Genomic DNA, 16,696 nt, shown 5'->3' with positions numbered 1-16,696 from the left:
ATTGCATCACGGGGTACGGTTACGCCGGGTTTCGATGATGTTCGGCAATTGCGAAATCCGCCCCAGCAGCCGTCCCAGCGCATCCAGACCGGGGATCTCGATGGTCAGCGACATCAGCGCAGTGTTGTCTTCCTTGTTCGAGCGGGTGTTGACCGCCAGCACGTTGATGCGCTCGTTGAGCAGCACCTGCGAGACGTCACGCAGCAGCCCGGAACGGTCGTAGGCGCGGATGATGATGTCCACCGGATAGGTGAGCACCGGCACCGGGCCCCAGCTGACCTGAATGATCCGCTCCGGCTCGCGCCCGCCCAGTTGCAGCACCGAGGCGCAGTCCTGGCGGTGAATGCTCACGCCACGGCCCTGAGTGATGTAACCGACAATCGCATCGCCCGGCAGCGGCTGGCAGCAGCCGGCCATCTGCGTCATCAGGTTGCCGACGCCCTGGATCTGGATATCGCCGCGCTTGCCCGGTTTGTAACCGGTGGCCTTGCGCGGGATCAGCTCCAACTGTTCGTTGCCGCGCTCCGGTTCGACCAGTTGCTGCGCAAGGTTGACCAGATGCGCCTGACGCAGGTCGCCGGCACCGAGGGCGGCGAACATGTCTTCGGCGGTTTTCATGTTGGCCTTTTCGGCCAGCTTGTCGAAATCCACCGCCGGCAGGCCGAGGCGATTGAGTTCGCGCTCGATCAGGGTTTTACCGGCCGCAACGTTCTGATCGCGAGCCTGCAATTTGAACCAGTGAACGATCTTCGCCCGCGCGCGCGAGGTGGTGACGTAACCGAGGTTCGGGTTCAGCCAGTCGCGGCTCGGCGTGCCGTGCTTGCTGGTTATGATCTCGACCTGCTCGCCGGTCTGCAGGCTGTAGTTCAGCGGCACGATGCGGCCGTTGATCTTCGCGCCCCGGCAGTTGTGGCCAATTTCGGTGTGCACCCGATAGGCGAAATCCAGCGGCGTCGCGCCTTTCGGCAAGTCGATGGCGTGACCGTCGGGAGTGAAGATGTAAACCCGATCGGGCTCGATGTCGACGCGCAACTGCTCGGCCAGACCGCCGATGTCACCCAGCTCTTCGTGCCATTCGAGCACTTGACGCAGCCAGGAAATTTTCTCTTCGTAATGGTTCGAGCCGGATTTGACGTCGGTGCCCTTGTAGCGCCAGTGCGCGCAGACGCCGAGTTCGGCTTCTTCGTGCATCGAATGGGTGCGGATCTGCACCTCGAGGACCTTGCCTTCCGGACCGATCACCGCCGTGTGCAGCGAGCGGTAGCCGTTCTCTTTCGGGTTGGCGATGTAGTCGTCGAATTCTTTCGGGATGTGCCGCCACAGGGTGTGGACGATGCCGAGCGCGGTGTAGCAGTCGCGCATTTCCGGCACCAGCACGCGCACCGCGCGAACGTCATAGATCTGGCTGAATTCCAGACCCTTGCGCTGCATTTTGCGCCAGATCGAGTAGATGTGTTTGGCCCGGCCGCTGATGTCGGCGTCGACGCCGGTGGCCTGCAGTTCGTCCTTGAGCTGGGTCATCACGTCGCTGATGAAACGCTCGCGATCCAGCCGCCGCTCGTGGAGCAACTTGGCGATCTGCTTGTATTGATCGGGTTCGAGATAGCGGAAGGACAAGTCCTCCAGCTCCCATTTGATGTGACCGATGCCGAGGCGATGGGCCAGCGGCGCATAGATGTCGAAGACTTCGCGAGCGACGCGGTTGCGCTTTTCATCGTCGGCGGTTTTCACCGCACGGATGGCGCAGGTGCGTTCGGCCAGTTTGATCAGCGCAACGCGCACATCATCGACCATGGCCACGAGCATCTTGCGCAGGTTCTCGACCTGCCCTTGGGTGCCCATGACCATCGATTGCCGTGGGCTGAGACTGGCGCTGATGGCCGCCATGCGCTGCACGCCGTCGATCAGCTTGGCCACTACCGGACCGAAGCGCTGGCCGATGGCCGCCAGCTCTATCTGGCCTTCGCGCACGCCGCGATATAACACGGCGGCGACCAGTGAATCCTGATCGAGCTTGAGGTCGGCGAGGATCTCGGCGATCTCAAGGCCAGTGCTGAAACTGCCGGAGCCTTCGGCCCACAGGTTCTTCTTCGCATTGGACTGCTGTTCGGCCTCGCGAGCGAACTCGCAGGCTTCTTTCAAGGCCTCGCGATCCAGTGCCAGATCGACACTGACCGCGTGATCGAGCCAGGCCTCGAGATTGATACTGCCGTCGGTGTTGATCGGCTGGTGTGCTCTCACCTGTACCATGCTGCTTTACCTTCCCTACGACGCAGATTCAATGCGTCAAATCGCTGATCCTCAGTGTCCGTTCGCGCTCGCGGGGCTCAGGCGAACGCTGCGCGGACAGATCAGACGGATTCAGACGAGCCGTCCTGGCTCGCTTCAAATAACGCCATGGCCTCGACATGTGCCGTCTGAGGAAACATATCGAGAATCCCGGCACGTTTTAACCGGTAGCCCTGCTTGATCAATTCCTGCGTGTCGCGCGCCAGCGTGGCCGGGTTGCACGACACGTATACCAACCGTTTGGCACCCAGGGTCGCGAGCTTGCGCACCACCTCGAAAGCACCGTCACGCGGTGGGTCCAAGAGTACCGCAGAAAAGCCGTTTCCGATCCACTGGGCATCGCTCAAAGGCTGGGATAAATCGGCTTGAAAAAACTTTGTGTTATGCAAATTGTTACTGACGGCGTTGGCAGCGGCTCGCTCGACCATGGTCTGCACGCCCTCCACAGCCACCACTTCGGGGACGCTTTTGGCCAGCGGTAGCGCAAAATTTCCCAACCCGCAAAACAGGTCGAGCACGCGTTCTTCAGCCGTCGGTTTCAGCCAGTCCAGCGCCTGGGCGATCATCGCTTCGTTGACCCCGGCGTTGACCTGAACGAAGTCACCCGGCCGATAAGCCAGCTCGAGATTCCACTGTTCCAGGCGATAACCGAGGCTCTGACCGGCCTCGACCGGTTGCGGTTCACCTTCGCCATGCAGCCACAACTGCGCCTCGTGGAACTGGCAGAAATCCTTGAGGATGCTCAGATCCGCTTCGGACAACGGCGCCATGTGCCGCAGCAATACCGCCAGTGATGAGCCGCTGAACAACTCGACATGGCCCAACGCTTGCGGTTTGCTCAGGCGCCGCAGCATCTCCGGCAAGCGGGTCATGATCGGCTGCAAGGGCTGTACCAGCACCGGGCATTCGCTGATCGCGACGATGTCCTGACTGCCGGCGGCGCGGAAACCTACTTCGAGTTTCTTTGCCTTCATGTCCCAGCGCACGGCGATCCGCGCGCGCCGACGGTAACCGAATTCCGGGCCGGTCAGCGGCGCCGCCCACTCTTCAGGTTCGACACCGGCCACCCGCGACAATTGCTCGGCGAGCATGCGCTGTTTCAGGGCGAGTTGTTCAGCGTGGGGCAAGTGCTGAACGCTGCAACCGCCACAGCGGCCGAAGTGTGGGCATGCTGCCGGGCGCCGCAATTCGCTGGCCGTGAACACGCGCTCGGTACGCGCCTCGACCACTTTGCCGTGGGCGCCGAGCACCCGCGCTTCGACCTCTTCACCGGCAAGGGCGCCGAGGACGAACCAGGTTTTGCCTTCGAAAAACGCGATACCGCGACCGTCATTGGCCAGGCGCTCGATACTCAAGCGCTGCTTTTTGCCGGTCGGGATCTGTGGCGCCTTGCTGCCGCCGGTGGGCTGGAAGCGCAGGCCTCTCTCGTGTTTGGCCATCAGTTCGGCGCGTCGAAAATGCCGGTCGACAGGTAACGGTCGCCACGGTCGCAGATGATCGCGACGATCACCGCGTTTTCAACTTCTCTGGACAAGCGCAGCATCCCTGCCACCGCACCGCCCGAGGACACGCCGCAGAAGATGCCTTCTTCGCGGGCCAGGCGCCGGGTAACGTCTTCGGCTTCGCTTTGCGCCATGTCGACGATGCGGTCAACGCGGTCAGCCTGATAGATCTTCGGCAGGTATTCCTGCGGCCAGCGGCGGATGCCCGGAATGGCCGAGCCTTCCATCGGTTGCAGGCCGACGATCTGCACGCTGTCGCTCTGCTCTTTGAGGTAGCGTGACACGCCCATGATGGTGCCGGTGGTGCCCATCGAACTGACGAAATGGGTGATGCTGCCCTGGGTCTGACGCCAGATTTCCGGACCGGTGGTGGTGTAGTGCGCTTCAGGGTTGTCGCCATTGGCGAACTGGTCGAGCACCTTGCCACGGCCTTCGGCTTCCATACGCTGGGCCAGATCGCGGGCGCCTTCCATGCCCTCTTCCTGAGTCACCAGGATCAGCTCGGCACCGTAAGCGGTCATCGCCGCTTTACGCTCGGCGCTGGAGTTGTCCGGCATGATCAGGATCATCTTGTAACCCTTGATCGCAGCGGCCATCGCCAGCGCGATGCCGGTGTTGCCGGAGGTCGCCTCGATCAGCGTATCGCCGGGATTGATCTGCCCGCGCAACTCGGCGCGAGTGATCATCGACAACGCCGGGCGGTCCTTGACCGAACCCGCCGGGTTGTTCCCTTCGAGCTTGAGCAAAAGGGTGTTGCTGGTGGCGCCGGGCAGGCGCTGCAAACGCACCAGCGGCGTGTTGCCGACGCAATCGGCGATGGTTGGGTACTGCAAGGTCATGGCGTATTCGCAATCCAGACGTGCGGGGGCGCCTATCATACCGGCAAACCCGCGCAGGCCATATCACGCAAAGTGCGGTGCTTATGGTTTATGGGAATAAGCAACTAAAAGTCGCGCCAGTGGTGCGACTTTTATTTGCGCAACACTCAGTTCTTGTGGTGCTGCTTGGAATTCGCGAGCAGGCTCGCTCCCACAGGGGATGAATGTTGCTTATGCGATCTGCGGTGAATGCACAGCCATTGTGGGAGCGAGCCTGCTCGCGAAGGCGTCCGCATGGGCGACGCCATCATCCGCCAGCAAGCGCAAATTCAACCGCAGCCCCGCCCCGGTATTTTCCGCCCAGAGCAACCCGCCCTGCCGTTGCACCGCGTTGCGGGCAATGCTCAAGCCCAGGCCAAAGCCACCATCTCCGGGTCTCGATCCGTCCAATCGAATGAACGGCGAAAAGATTCGCTGCAGATCTTCGTCAGCCACGCCGCCGCCCTGATCCTCCAGCCACAAATGCCAATACTCGCCATCACGCCGTGCATCGAGACGCACAATCCCGCCCTCGGGCGAGTGACGAATGGCGTTGCGCAGGATGTTTTCCAGCGCCTGCGCCAGGGTATTGAGGTTGCCGCGCACCCAGCACGATGCCTCGACCGAGCATTGCAGTTGCAGACTCGGCCAGCCGCTTTCATAGCAGGCGTTGTCGGTGAGCATTTCCCACAGCGCCTGAATCTGGATCGCTTCATCCGGCAACGGTGAGCGGTCGGTGTCGAGCCAGGCCAGTTGCAGGGTGTCTTCGACCAGCCGCTGCATGCCGTCGACCTCGCGGCCGATGCGTTCGCGCAATTGCGCCAGGCCCTGTTCGCTTTCACTGGCCACGCGCAGGCGGCTCAGCGGCGTGCGCAGTTCGTGAGACAGGTCGCGCAACAACTGCTGTTGCAGGGCGACTGTGCTTTGCAGGCGCTCGGACATGGAATCGAAGGCCCGCGCCAGCTCACCGAGTTCATCCGGGCGCTGGGTGATGCCGCTCGACAGGCGCACATTCAACTGGTCGGCGCGCCAGGCGTTGGCCTGTTCGCGCAGGTTGTTCAGCGGCACCACCAGCAGGCGATACAGGCCGACACAGAGCAACAGGGTGAACAGCCCGGGAATCACGCCGTTGGTAATGACGCGCCAGAACACCCGGTACTTGCCTGGCACAAAACGTTCAGGCAGCTCGATGACCAGAATGCCGGCGGCCGGATCCTGAGGGAACGGTACCCGCAGCCAAGGTCGGCCCTTCTTGTGGATCGGCCAGTCGAGGCCGCGCAAAAAGGTCAGGTGCTGCACCTCTGCCGCGTTCAACGGCTGGCTGCTCAGCGACTGCAAATCAGCGCCGATCACGCCGACCCAACTGGCCTCGCGCAATTCCATGCTCTGCAACCAGTCATCGACGCCATTGCGCCCGCCGCGCTGCCACGCCTGTTCGGCTTGCGCGGCATAACGGCTGAGGGTGCTGCGCGCGTCACTGGAGAGAAACTGATTGCGCTCCTCCATGTAGCGGCCCCACGACCAGCTCAGCCAGATCATCAGCAGACAGAACGCCACCAGCAGGCACGCCAGTTTCCAGAACAGCGAATGCCGCCCCGGCAGTTCAGACAGTTTCATCGGCGCCGCTCAAGACGTAGCCCTTGCCCCACACCGTGCGCACTTCGCGCTCGGTGTAACCGATGGCTTTGAGTTTGCGACGGATCTGGCTGATGTGCATGTCGAGGCTGCGGTCGTGCGCCGCAAAGCCGCGTTGCAGGACGTGCTGATAAAGGAAGGCCTTGCTCAGCACCTCCTCGTTGTTGCGGTGCAGGGTTTCCAGCAGACGGAATTCGCTGCGGGTCAGCCCGGCCGCTTGCTCGCGGAAAAACACATCGCACTGTTCGTCATCGAAACGCAGGGCGCCGCTGACCACCGCAGCGGTAACCGCAGGCGGGCGCCGATCCAGCGCCACCCGACGCAGGATCGCTTCGATGCGCACATGCAACTCGGCCATGCTGAACGGCTTGGGCAGATAGTCATCGGCACCGAGGCGGAAACCGCTGATGCGGTCGGCCTCGGCACCCAGCGCCGACATCAGCAACACTGGCGTCGAATGGCTCTGCCGCAATTGCGTCAACAACTGCAGACCATCGAGCCCCGGCAGCAGAATATCCATCAGCACCACGTCGAAAGGCTGGCGCTGGGCGATGTTCAGACCTTCCTGGCCGTTCTGGCACCAGGTCACCTGAAAACCGCTGCGGCCCAGATGCTCGTGCACATACGCGCCGAGGACCGGATCGTCTTCAATGGAAAGGATGCGTGGCTGGCCAACGGAAACAGGAGTCATGAGTATCTGCAAGTAATTCTCAGTTGGCGGATTATTCAAGATTGTCCGACAGCGGGCAACACAAGCTTGGCCTGTCGGACGAACGAGTGCGTGGGCGGCGCTGCATTTTCCGCAAGATTGCCCGCCTGCAAATCGCTACACTGCGCCCATGTCGCGTGCCGGATGCACGCATGTGTCAACAGATCAGCGGGATGCGGGAGATAGGCGTGCTCAAGAAACTGGGAATCAAAGGTCGCGTGCTATTGCTGACCTTGTTGCCGACCAGCCTGATGGCGCTGGTGCTGGGTGGCTATTTCACCTGGACGCAGCAGACCGACCTGCACAGCCAATTGATGCAGCGCGGCGAAATGATCGCCGAGCAACTGGCGCCGCTGGTGGCGCCGGCGATGGGTCACGGCGACGCCGATCTGCTTGAACGCATCGCCACCCAGTCCCTTGAACAACCCGACGTGCGCGCGGTGACTTTCCTCGCGGCGGACCGCTCGCCACTGGCCCACGCCGGCCCGACCATGCTAAATCAGGCACCAAGCGGCGACAGCGCGCTGCTGCAACGACGCAGCGGCAATGACGCGACGCGCTACCTGATGCCGGTGTTCGGCAAGCATCGCAACCTCGCCGGCGAAATCATTCCCGAAGAATCCGAACGGCTGCTCGGCTGGGTCGAGCTGGAGCTGTCGCACAACGGCATGTTGCTGCGCGGTTATCGCAGCCTGTTCGCCAGCCTGCTGCTGATCGCCGCCGGACTTGCCGGCGCCGCCCTCCTCGCGTTGCGCATGGGCCGCACCATCAACCGTCCGCTGAGCCAGATCAAACAAGCGGTCGCGCAACTCAAGGACGGTCACCTGGAAACCCGCTTGCCGCCCCTCGGCAGTCAGGAGCTGGACGAACTGGCCTCGGGCATCAACCGCATGGCCGGCACCCTGCAGAATGCTCGCGAAGAATTGCAGCACAGCGTCGATCAGGCCACCGAAGACGTGCGGCAGAATCTGGAAACCATCGAGATCCAGAACATCGAACTGGACCTGGCGCGCAAAGAAGCGCTGGAAGCCAGCCGGATCAAATCCGAATTCCTCGCCAACATGAGCCACGAGATCCGCACGCCGCTCAACGGCATTCTCGGCTTCACTCACCTGTTGCAGAAAAGCGAACTGACCCCGCGCCAGCTCGACTATCTGGGCACCATCGAAAAGTCCGCCGACAGCCTGTTGGGAATCATCAACGAGATTCTCGACTTCTCGAAAATCGAGGCCGGCAAACTGGTGCTTGATCACATTCCGTTCAACCTGCGCGACCTGTTGCAGGACACCCTTACCATCCTCGCCCCGGCCGCGCACGCCAAGCAGCTCGAGCTGGTCAGTCTGGTCTATCGCGACACGCCGCTGTCGCTGGTCGGCGATCCGCTGCGCCTGAAGCAGATTCTCACCAACCTGGTGAGTAATGCGATCAAGTTCACCCGCGAAGGCACCATCGTCGCCCGGGCGATGCTCGAAGACGAACACGAAGACAGCGTGCAACTGCGCATCAGCATTCAGGACACCGGCATCGGTCTGTCGAGTCAGGATGTCCGCGCGCTGTTCCAGGCTTTCAGTCAGGCCGACAATTCGCTGTCGCGCCAACCCGGCGGCACCGGGCTGGGGCTGGTGATTTCCAAGCGCCTGATCGAGCAGATGGGCGGCGAGATCGGCGTCGACAGCACGCCGGGCGAAGGTTCGGAATTCTGGATCAGCCTGAGCCTGCCCAAGACCCGCGACGATGCCGAGGACCTGCCCGCCGCGCCGCTGCTCGGGCGCCGTGTGGCGGTGCTGGAAAACCACGAACTGGCGCGTCAGGCCTTGCAACATCAGCTGGAAGACTGCGGACTGCAAGTTACGCCGTTCAATACTCTGGAGAGCCTGAGCAATGGCGTCACCGGCGCGCATCAGACCGATCAGGCGATCGATCTGGCGGTGATCGGCATCACCAGCAACGACATGCTCCCGGAACGCTTGAACCAGCACATCTGGGACCTCGAACACTTGGGCTGCAAAGTGCTGGTGCTGTGCCCGACCACCGAACAGACGCTATTTCATCTGTCGGTACCCAACCCGCACAGCCAGCTGCAAGCCAAACCGGCATGTACGCGCAAGCTGCGCCGGGCGCTGTCCGATCTGGTCAATCCGCGCCAGCCGCGCAGCGAACCGGGCGAGCCGCTGTCCAGCCGTGCGCCGCGCGTGCTGTGTGTCGACGACAACCCGGCGAATCTGTTGCTGGTGCAGACCCTGCTCGAAGACATGGGCGCCCGCGTGCTCGCGGTGGAAAGCGGTTACGCAGCAGTCAAAGCGGTGCAAAGCGAATCTTTCGATCTGGTGTTGATGGACGTGCAGATGCCAGGCATGGATGGCCGCCAGACCACGGAAACCATTCGCCAGTGGGAAAGCGAGCGGCATTGCACGCCGCTGCCGATCGTCGCCCTCACTGCCCACGCCATGGCCAATGAAAAACGCGCGCTGCTGCAAAGCGGCATGGACGACTACCTGACTAAACCGATCAGCGAGCGGCAACTGGCGCAGGTGGTGTTGAAGTGGACCGGACTGGCGCTGCGCAATCAGGCGCCGGAGCGCAGCGGCGACAGCGCAGCGAGTCAGCAGGAACTGCCAGTGCTCGATCACGAAGAAGGCTTGCGTCTGGCGGCGGGCAAAGCGGATCTGGCGGCGGACATGCTCGCCATGCTGCTGGCCTCGCTGGAAGCCGACCGCGAAGCGATACGCGCCGCGCGTGACAGCCACGACCAGAATGCCCTGCTCGAACGCGTGCACCGCTTGCACGGCGCCACCCGTTATTGCGGCGTGCCGCAACTGCGCGCCGCCTGCCAGCGCAGCGAAACCCTGCTCAAGCAGGACGATCCGAAAGCCGCTGCCGCGCTGGATGAGCTGGAACGCTCGATCAATCGACTCGCGGCGCAGGCGCGCATCAGCGCCTGATCCACGGCAAGGCACGGCGCGCGCAAAGCGCTACAGTTGTCGCGGGCCATTGCGGCCCGCGTCGATGTTCCAGGAGGATTCATGCGCACGATCATTTTCAGCAGCCAGACCTACGACCGCGACAGCTTCCTCGCCGCCGACTGCCCGGCCGGGCTTGAACTGCATTTTCAAGCGGCGCGGCTCAGCCTCGATACGGCGGCGCTGGCCGAGCAACACGAAGTGGTTTGCGCGTTCATCAATGACGATCTCAGCGCCCCGGTGCTGGAACGCCTCGCGGCTGGCGGCACGCGGCTGATTGCCCTGCGTTCGGCGGGTTACAACCATGTCGACCTGCCGGCGGCGAAACGCCTTGGCCTGGCCGTCGTGCGTGTCCCGGCCTACTCGCCGCACGCCGTGGCCGAACATGCCGTGGCGCTGATCCTCGCCCTCAATCGTCGTTTGCATCGCGCCTACAACCGCACCCGCGAAGGCGATTTCAGCCTGCATGGCCTGACCGGTTTCGATCTGGTCGGCAAAACCGTCGGCATTGTCGGCACCGGACAGATTGGTGCGACCTTCGCGAAAATCATGCACGGCTTCGGCTGTGAATTGCTGGCTTACGATCCGTATCCCAATCCCGAGGTGCTGGCGTTGGGCGCACGTTATCTGAGCCTGCCGGAATTGCTCGCGCAATCACGGATCATCAGCCTGCATTGCCCGCTCAACGAGCAGAGTAAGCACCTGATCAATCGCGACTCACTGGCGCACATGCAGGCGGGGGCGATGCTGATCAACACCGGGCGTGGCGGGCTGGTTGACACGCCAGCGCTGATCGACGCGCTGAAGGACGGCCAACTCGGTTATCTGGGGCTGGATGTTTACGAGGAAGAGGCGCAGTTGTTTTTCGAGGATCGCTCCGACCTGCCGTTGCAGGACGATGTGTTGGCGCGTCTGCTGACGTTTCCCAACGTTATCATCACCGCGCATCAGGCGTTTCTGACCCGCGAGGCGCTGGGCGCGATTGCCGCGACCACCCTGCACAACATCGCGACCTGGGCGGCAGGTGCGCCGCAGAACCAGGTCGAGGGTTGAACGGTTTTACTTGGACAGCGAAGACGCCAGGATCAGCAAGCCCAGCCAGCCGAAACCGAGCAGGCGCTGCTTGCTCGAATGGCCGTTGCGCAGCAGGAACCAGACGAAAAACGCTGGCAACAGAAACACCATGATTTTCAGCCAGCCTTCCACCGGGCGACTGCCATCGGCGTTGAGCGGTTGTTGTTCCTGGCGGGCCTGTTCCGCAGCCTGCTGACGACGTCGGCGCCCCGCCGCTGCCGGCATCACTTTGGGTAAAGGCTCGGACACTGGCGGCGCAACCGCCTCGGGCACTGCGTTGTTACGTGGCAGGCTGCCGAAGGAAATCGTCGCGGCTTGCACCGGTGCCGCCGTCGATTGCGCCTGCATGGCGGCATGTTCGGCCATCGGCGCGCCGCAGTGAATGCACACCAGCGCGTCGGAACTGATGCTCCGCTTGCATTCATAACATTCGATCAGCGCCATGTTCCGTTCCTTCAGATTCGGGGGCCGGCAGTTTGCCATGACTGTCGCTGCATTTGAACCGGATCGAAGGTCGCACGCGCGCATCATTCTGCAATCGAGCCCGTGCTAGCATGTCGCGCATATTTGGAGGACCCATGGTCGAACACGATTTCCGCTACACCCTGATGAACCCGCAACACACCCTCACCGAATGCCGCGCCCTGGTTCCGGGCCGCTATCAGGTGACCGGCAACGGTGGCTCGATCCGCATCGGCGATGCCCTGTTGGTCACGCTCAAAGGCAGCAAGGATTTGTCCATGCGCCTGACCGTCGACACGGTGCGCCACCTTATCAATCCGCCAGGCCAATGGACCGCGATGACCACAGGCCCGGTGTTCGGCGAACTGGCCATTCACACCTGGCAGGTCAACTGCGACAGCTGCGCGAAAGAGCTGAGCTTCGAATTCGCCGTGGATGCCAAACTCGGCAAGACCGCCGAGAAACCTGCCGCCACCGCGCGCATCGCCGAGCTGGGCTGGAAAGCCGTCGGCGACAAGCACCTGTGCCCGAAATGCCAGGAGCCTGCGTGATGAAACGCCTCGCCCTGACCGCACTGATCGGTGTCGGCCTGGTCGGTTGCGCCGCAGAGCCGGTGCAACTGCAGCACAACCGCAGCTACATTCTGGAATGGATCGGCGAGCGGCCACTGATGGATTACAGCCATCTGACCGTGACCCTTGGCGATGACGGCCGCGCCTACGGCAACGGCGGCTGCAACCATTGGTTCGCGCCGTACACGCAGGATGGCGACAAGCTGAGCTTCGGCAAAATCGGCAAGACCCGCAAGCTCTGCGCCCCGGCGTTGATGGAGCAGGAACAACGCTTCTTGCAGGCGCTGGAAAAAGTCGAGCGCTGGGACATTTCGCCAATCGAGCAGATACGCTTCTGGCCGGCTCAAGGCAAACCGTTGCGCTGGTGGCTGGAAGAGGGCTGAGCCCCTTCTGTGCCCGCAGGGGGTTACCTGTGGTGAGGGGATTCATCCCCGTTGGGCTGCGTAGCAGCCCTGAGTTTGCAGTTCGCCCGGAACTGCGCATGGGGCCGCTTCGCGACCCAACGGGGATAAATCCCCTCGCCACAGGTTACTTGTTCCGCAACGCCTCCAGCTTCGCCATCACGCCCGCCGCCGTCTGCTCACCCAGCAACTGCTCACGCACCTTGCCCTTGTCATCAATGATGAAGGTCACCGGCAGCGCCTCACTGCGCGGCAGGTCGAACAGCTCGGCCGGATCCTGCGCCAGCACGGTGAACTTGATGCCGAGTTTTTCGCTCGCCTCTTTCAGCTCCGCGCCCTGCACGTTGTCGAAGTTGACCCCGAACACCCCGACATTCTTGCTCTTGAGCTCATCAGCCAAATGATTCAGCTCGGGAATTTCCGTGCGGCACGGGCCACACCATTCGGCCCAGTAGTTAAGCACCACCCATTGTTTGTCCAGACGTTCGGACGCAACCTTCTGGCCGTTCTGGTCGATGCCGTAATCATTGCCGCAGCCCCCCAGCATCAACGCCCCGATTATCGTCAATGCCGCTGCCAATCGCCGTGTCATGTCGTGTTCCTTGTGAAAATTCGAAAGCGCCTGCGACCCATCGCCTCTGACGGTTCTGGATTGCGCGCCGCACAGTTAGAATAGCCGCCACTTTACGCCAGAAGCGACCCGCCATGACCGATCTGACGCTTTATCACAATCCGCGCTGCTCGAAATCCCGCGGCGCGCTGGAACTGCTCGAAGCCCGCGGCTTGCATCCGACCGTCGTGCGCTACCTGGAAACGCCGCTCAGCGCCGCACAGATCAAGGCCCTGCTCGGCAAGCTCGGGATCAGCGCGCGACAGCTGCTGCGCAGCGGTGAAGAGGAATACAAAACCCTGAACCTGGCCGACGCCAGCCTCAGCGAGCAGCAATTGATCGACGCCATCGCCGCACACCCGAAACTCATGGAGCGGCCGATTCTGGAAGTCGGCGACAAGGCCGTCATCGGTCGCCCACCGGAAAACGTGCTGGAGTTGTTGCCATGAGCACGCCGTACATTCTGGTTCTCTATTACAGCCGCAACGGTTCGACCAACGAGATGGCCCGGCAGATTGCCCGTGGCATCGAGCAGGCCGGAATGGAAGCGCGTCTGCGCACAGTGCCGGCGATTTCCACCGAGTGCGAAGCGGTGGCGGCGGAGATTCCCGCTGAAGGCGCGCTTTATGCCAGCCTTGATGATCTGAAGAACTGCGCCGGCCTCGCCTTGGGCAGTCCGACGCGTTTCGGCAACATGGCCGCGCCGCTCAAATACTTCCTCGACGGCACCAGCAACCTCTGGCTGACCGGCGCGCTGGTCGGCAAACCGGCCGGTGTGTTCACCTCCACCGCCAGCCTGCACGGCGGCCAGGAAACCACGCTGCTGTCGATGATGTTGCCGCTGTTGCATCACGGCATGTTGATCACCGGCCTGCCCTACAGCGAATCGGCCCTGCTCGAAACCGAGGGTGGCGGCACGCCTTATGGCGCTAGCCATCACGCCGGTGCCGACGGCAAGAACGGTCTCGACCAGCACGAAGTGGCGCTGTGTCGCGCACTCGGTCTGCGCCTGGCGAAAACCGCGCAGAAACTGGTGGGCTGATGGCGAAGAAGCCGAAAGTCCTGCCCTCGATAGAGTGGCTTGAGCCACGGGTCAAGGCGATGCGCGTGCTCAGCCTGCTGAGCTTTTTCGCCCTCGCCGGCTTGCTCGCTGTTTATTACCTGCTGTTCGCCGATCTGCATGGCGCGCGGCCTTGGGTGATTCTGCTGGTCGAGTTGATCCCGTGGCTGGTGCTCGCCCCGGCGATGATCATGGGCAGCGCCCGTGGCCATTCGTGGATGTGTTTTGTGGTGAACCTGTATTTCATCAAAGGCGCACTGGCGGCGTACGACCCCAACCGGCAGCTGTTCGGCCTGCTGGAAATGGCCGCGAGCCTGGCGGTGTTCTGCTCGGCGCTGTTGTATGTGCGCTGGCGCTATCAGCTGAATCGCAGATTGGCGGGTGAAGGCGAGATCAGCGTCGCCTGACCGATCGCCATCAGTTGCTACACCGATCGTTCCCACGCTCTGCGTGGGAACGCATCCAGAGACGCTCTGCGTCTCAGGGACGCGGAGCGTCCCGGGCGGCATTCCCACGCGGAGCATGGGAACGATCGGATGGACTCAATGGTTGACGGTATAGGCGAGCATCATCGAAATCTGGCTCATCGGCCGTCCGCCGCTCTGTTCGTGCCATTGGTTGAAGGCGTTTTGCACCGTTGCCAGATCACGCTGGCTGGTCGGCACTTTGTCGACGATCTTCTGCGCATTCAGCGCCGCGACCACGTCGTAGCTCGGCACGAACGTGTCCTTGCCGACCATGCGCAAAAAGCGCGGCGCCGACAGCCCGCCGAGTTGGTGGCCGTGCTTTTTCAGGTAGGTCCACAGGCCGACGATATCGGTCACCGGCCAGTCGGCGATCAGCGCGCCGAAGCTGCCCTTGTCCTTTTCCACATCGAGAATGAACTGCGCATTGCGCGGCACGCTTTTCAGTTTGCCCAGATGGCGGATGATCCGCGCGTCCTGCATCAGGCGCTCAAGGTGTTCGGCGCTCATCAGCACGACTTTTTCCGGGTCGAACTTGAAGAACACTTCTTCGAACGCCGGCCACTTGGCGTCGACCAGGCTGTGCTTGAGCCCGGCGCGAAAAACCCGCAGGGCCATGGTCGAGAGGTAGCGGTCGTCGCGGATCTTGCGCAGTTGTGCGGGGGTCTTGGGAACGGGCAGATGGGCTTCCAGTTCAGCCGCCGAACCGAAACGGTTCAGACAGTATTCGTGCAGCCACTTGTAATCGCGCATGCCCTCTCCTGAGGTTTGGAAATGAATAACACCTGGAGAAGCACGCCCCTGTGGCGAGGGGATTCATCCCCGCTGGGCTGCGCAGCAGACCCCGAGATTTTGGGGCCGCTTCGCGCCCCAGCGGGGATGAATCCCCTCGCCACAGGGCTAGCTTCTACAGGTTGTGTTTACAGATTGACGACATTGACGAAACGCGAAGCCGCGGTCTCGTCGATCTTCAGGCTGGTGAAGTCGAACAGGTTGCGGTCGGCCAGTTGCGACGGCACCACGTTCTGCAGGCTGCGGAAAATCGATTCGGTACGGCCCGGGGTCTTGCGGTCCCAGTCCTGGAGCATTTCCTTGACCACCTGGCGCTGCAGATTTTCCTGCGAGCCGCAGAGGTTGCACGGGATGATCGGGAATTGCTTGAGGTCCGAGTAGGCCTGAATGTCCTTCTCGTTACAGTACGCCAGCGGGCGGATCACCACATTGCGGCCATCGTCGGCGCGCAGCTTCGGCGGCATCGCTTTCAGGGTGCCGTTGAAGAACATGTTGAGGAAGAACGTTTCGACGATGTCGTCGCGGTGATGACCGAGGGCCATTTTCGTCGCGCCGATTTCGTCAGCAAAGGTGTACAGGGTGCCGCGACGCAGGCGCGAGCACAGCGAACAGGTGGTCTTGCCTTCCGGCACCAGTTCCTTGACCACCGAGTAAGTGTCCTTCTCGACGATGTGATACTCGATGCCCAGTTCTTTCAGGTAGGCCGGCAGCACGTGCTCGGGAAAGCCCGGCTGTTTCTGGTCCATGTTCACCGCGACGATGTCGAACTTGATCGGTGCAACCTTCTGCAGGTGCATCAGCACGTCGAGCATGGTGTAGCTGTCCTTGCCCCCGGACAGGCAGACCATGACCTTGTCGCCATCTTCGATCATGTTGAAATCGGCGACCGCTTCGCCGGCCAGGCGGCGCAGGCGCTTTTGCAGTTTGTTCTGGTTGACCGTAAGAGTGCCCATGACGCGAAATCCGTGAGGTGTGACGAAAGGCCGGCATTTTACGCAAAAACCCCAGTAGCGCGAAGCATCTGTGGCGAGGGGATTTATCCCCGCTGGGTTGCGAAGCAGCCCCAGAACCTGAGAACTCGCATTGCCACACTGCGCGGTTAATGGGCTGGCGACTGCTGCGCAGCCGAACGGGGATAAATCCCCTCGCCACTAAAGTGTTTCAACTCCAAAAATGACTTCCCTGCAAGACCCTGAGGCGATTATCCATCCCGTTTACAGCGCGATTTGCTCTAAGCCCGGCATACCGGTGCGCTGGACTCCTTTCTATACTGCGACATAAGGTCGCACACATCTGAAGACCTGTATTT

Annotated in this window: 16 protein-coding genes; 7 read left to right on the top strand and 9 right to left on the bottom strand. The window is 62.2% G+C overall.

Going from position 1 to position 16,696, the window contains the following annotated elements; all coding sequences use genetic code 11:
- Window positions 1-6: 6 nt before the first annotated feature.
- The 5 genes from relA to V8J63_RS08735 form a co-directional block, all read right to left on the bottom strand.
- Entirely contained in the window at window positions 7-2,250 is a 2,244-nt protein-coding gene (gene relA, locus V8J63_RS08755) for a GTP diphosphokinase (RefSeq protein ID WP_041479585.1), read from the bottom strand.
- A 101-nt stretch (window positions 2,251-2,351) separates the two neighbouring features.
- Complete coding sequence (rlmD, locus tag V8J63_RS08750) at window positions 2,352-3,728, bottom strand: 23S rRNA (uracil(1939)-C(5))-methyltransferase RlmD (RefSeq protein ID WP_336463895.1); 1,377 nt, start codon at window positions 3,726-3,728, stop codon at window positions 2,352-2,354.
- Entirely contained in the window at window positions 3,728-4,630 is a 903-nt protein-coding gene (gene cysM, locus V8J63_RS08745) for a cysteine synthase CysM (RefSeq protein WP_336463901.1), read from the bottom strand. The genes rlmD and cysM overlap by 1 nt, the downstream gene beginning before the upstream one ends.
- A 210-nt stretch (window positions 4,631-4,840) precedes the next feature.
- The gene (locus V8J63_RS08740; RefSeq protein ID WP_281120679.1) at window positions 4,841-6,265 is read right to left on the bottom strand and encodes a sensor histidine kinase; all 1,425 of its coding nucleotides are present in this window, start codon (window positions 6,263-6,265) and stop codon (window positions 4,841-4,843) included.
- Window positions 6,252-6,974 (bottom strand): response regulator transcription factor, encoded by a 723-nt coding sequence (locus V8J63_RS08735; protein WP_076563844.1) that lies wholly within the window; start codon window positions 6,972-6,974, stop codon window positions 6,252-6,254. The genes V8J63_RS08740 and V8J63_RS08735 overlap by 14 nt, the downstream gene beginning before the upstream one ends.
- A gap of 206 nt (window positions 6,975-7,180) precedes the next feature.
- On the opposite strand from V8J63_RS08735, the gene V8J63_RS08730 reads away from it, so the two are divergent.
- On the top strand, window positions 7,181-9,934 hold the full coding sequence (locus V8J63_RS08730; RefSeq protein WP_051600774.1) for a response regulator: 2,754 nt from the start codon (window positions 7,181-7,183) through the stop codon (window positions 9,932-9,934).
- 81 nt (window positions 9,935-10,015) lie between these two features.
- Window positions 10,016-11,005, top strand: a complete 990-nt coding sequence (locus V8J63_RS08725) for a 2-hydroxyacid dehydrogenase (protein WP_133340702.1) — start codon at window positions 10,016-10,018, stop codon at window positions 11,003-11,005.
- A 6-nt stretch (window positions 11,006-11,011) separates the two neighbouring features.
- On the opposite strand, the gene V8J63_RS08720 is transcribed toward V8J63_RS08725, so the two are convergent.
- Complete coding sequence (locus V8J63_RS08720) at window positions 11,012-11,470, bottom strand: hypothetical protein (RefSeq protein WP_336463894.1); 459 nt, start codon at window positions 11,468-11,470, stop codon at window positions 11,012-11,014.
- A 134-nt stretch (window positions 11,471-11,604) separates the two neighbouring features.
- Between V8J63_RS08720 and V8J63_RS08715 the strand changes: the two genes are divergently transcribed.
- On the top strand, window positions 11,605-12,039 hold the full coding sequence (locus tag V8J63_RS08715; RefSeq protein WP_039757838.1) for a hypothetical protein: 435 nt from the start codon (window positions 11,605-11,607) through the stop codon (window positions 12,037-12,039).
- Window positions 12,039-12,443, top strand: coding sequence for an META domain-containing protein (locus tag V8J63_RS08710; protein WP_016773637.1), 405 nt, complete (start codon window positions 12,039-12,041; stop codon window positions 12,441-12,443). The genes V8J63_RS08715 and V8J63_RS08710 overlap by 1 nt, the downstream gene beginning before the upstream one ends.
- A gap of 145 nt (window positions 12,444-12,588) precedes the next feature.
- Here V8J63_RS08710 and V8J63_RS08705 read toward each other — a convergent pair whose 3' ends face one another.
- The gene (locus tag V8J63_RS08705; RefSeq protein ID WP_073472190.1) at window positions 12,589-13,053 is read right to left on the bottom strand and encodes a TlpA disulfide reductase family protein; all 465 of its coding nucleotides are present in this window, start codon (window positions 13,051-13,053) and stop codon (window positions 12,589-12,591) included.
- A gap of 113 nt (window positions 13,054-13,166) precedes the next feature.
- Here V8J63_RS08705 and arsC point away from each other — a divergent pair, with 113 nt between their 5' ends.
- The 3 genes from arsC to V8J63_RS08690 are packed head-to-tail and all read left to right on the top strand — an operon-like array spanning window position 13,167 to window position 14,538.
- Window positions 13,167-13,520, top strand: coding sequence for an arsenate reductase (glutaredoxin) (arsC, locus tag V8J63_RS08700; protein ID WP_186567721.1), 354 nt, complete (start codon window positions 13,167-13,169; stop codon window positions 13,518-13,520).
- A complete protein-coding gene (gene wrbA / locus V8J63_RS08695; RefSeq protein WP_041479575.1) occupies window positions 13,517-14,113 on the top strand; it encodes an NAD(P)H:quinone oxidoreductase in 597 nt (198 codons plus the stop codon). Before arsC ends, wrbA begins: the two co-directional genes overlap by 4 nt.
- The gene (locus V8J63_RS08690; RefSeq protein WP_324175248.1) at window positions 14,113-14,538 is read left to right on the top strand and encodes a DUF2069 domain-containing protein; all 426 of its coding nucleotides are present in this window, start codon (window positions 14,113-14,115) and stop codon (window positions 14,536-14,538) included. Before wrbA ends, V8J63_RS08690 begins: the two co-directional genes overlap by 1 nt.
- 135 nt (window positions 14,539-14,673) lie before the next feature.
- On the opposite strand, the gene V8J63_RS08685 is transcribed toward V8J63_RS08690, so the two are convergent.
- Both V8J63_RS08685 and ttcA read right to left on the bottom strand, forming a co-directional pair.
- Window positions 14,674-15,348, bottom strand: coding sequence for a DNA-3-methyladenine glycosylase I (locus tag V8J63_RS08685; protein WP_016773632.1), 675 nt, complete (start codon window positions 15,346-15,348; stop codon window positions 14,674-14,676).
- A 167-nt stretch (window positions 15,349-15,515) separates the two neighbouring features.
- The gene (gene ttcA, locus V8J63_RS08680; RefSeq protein ID WP_024013975.1) at window positions 15,516-16,340 is read right to left on the bottom strand and encodes a tRNA 2-thiocytidine(32) synthetase TtcA; all 825 of its coding nucleotides are present in this window, start codon (window positions 16,338-16,340) and stop codon (window positions 15,516-15,518) included.
- Window positions 16,341-16,696: the final 356 nt, after the last annotated feature.

This window comes from Pseudomonas sp. CCNWLW23, from assembly GCF_037095675.1.
In the GTDB taxonomy this organism is placed as follows: domain Bacteria; phylum Pseudomonadota; class Gammaproteobacteria; order Pseudomonadales; family Pseudomonadaceae; genus Aquipseudomonas; species Aquipseudomonas atacamensis.
The sequence above is the reverse complement of the archived record's forward strand: the minus strand, read 5'-3'. Positions and strand labels throughout refer to the sequence as shown.

Coding starts and splice junctions, on each gene's coding strand:
- relA (WP_041479585.1), bottom strand. CDS start 2,250: ATGGTACAGGTGAGAGCACACCAGCCGATCAACACCGACGGCAGTATC.
- rlmD (WP_336463895.1), bottom strand. CDS start 3,728: ATGGCCAAACACGAGAGAGGCCTGCGCTTCCAGCCCACCGGCGGCAGC.
- cysM (WP_336463901.1), bottom strand. CDS start 4,630: ATGACCTTGCAGTACCCAACCATCGCCGATTGCGTCGGCAACACGCCG.
- V8J63_RS08740 (WP_281120679.1), bottom strand. CDS start 6,265: ATGAAACTGTCTGAACTGCCGGGGCGGCATTCGCTGTTCTGGAAACTG.
- V8J63_RS08735 (WP_076563844.1), bottom strand. CDS start 6,974: ATGACTCCTGTTTCCGTTGGCCAGCCACGCATCCTTTCCATTGAAGAC.
- V8J63_RS08725 (WP_133340702.1), top strand. CDS start 10,016: ATGCGCACGATCATTTTCAGCAGCCAGACCTACGACCGCGACAGCTTC.
- V8J63_RS08720 (WP_336463894.1), bottom strand. CDS start 11,470: ATGGCGCTGATCGAATGTTATGAATGCAAGCGGAGCATCAGTTCCGAC.
- V8J63_RS08715 (WP_039757838.1), top strand. CDS start 11,605: ATGGTCGAACACGATTTCCGCTACACCCTGATGAACCCGCAACACACC.
- V8J63_RS08710 (WP_016773637.1), top strand. CDS start 12,039: ATGAAACGCCTCGCCCTGACCGCACTGATCGGTGTCGGCCTGGTCGGT.
- V8J63_RS08705 (WP_073472190.1), bottom strand. CDS start 13,053: ATGACACGGCGATTGGCAGCGGCATTGACGATAATCGGGGCGTTGATG.
- arsC (WP_186567721.1), top strand. CDS start 13,167: ATGACCGATCTGACGCTTTATCACAATCCGCGCTGCTCGAAATCCCGC.
- wrbA (WP_041479575.1), top strand. CDS start 13,517: ATGAGCACGCCGTACATTCTGGTTCTCTATTACAGCCGCAACGGTTCG.
- V8J63_RS08690 (WP_324175248.1), top strand. CDS start 14,113: ATGGCGAAGAAGCCGAAAGTCCTGCCCTCGATAGAGTGGCTTGAGCCA.
- V8J63_RS08685 (WP_016773632.1), bottom strand. CDS start 15,348: ATGCGCGATTACAAGTGGCTGCACGAATACTGTCTGAACCGTTTCGGT.
- ttcA (WP_024013975.1), bottom strand. CDS start 16,340: ATGGGCACTCTTACGGTCAACCAGAACAAACTGCAAAAGCGCCTGCGC.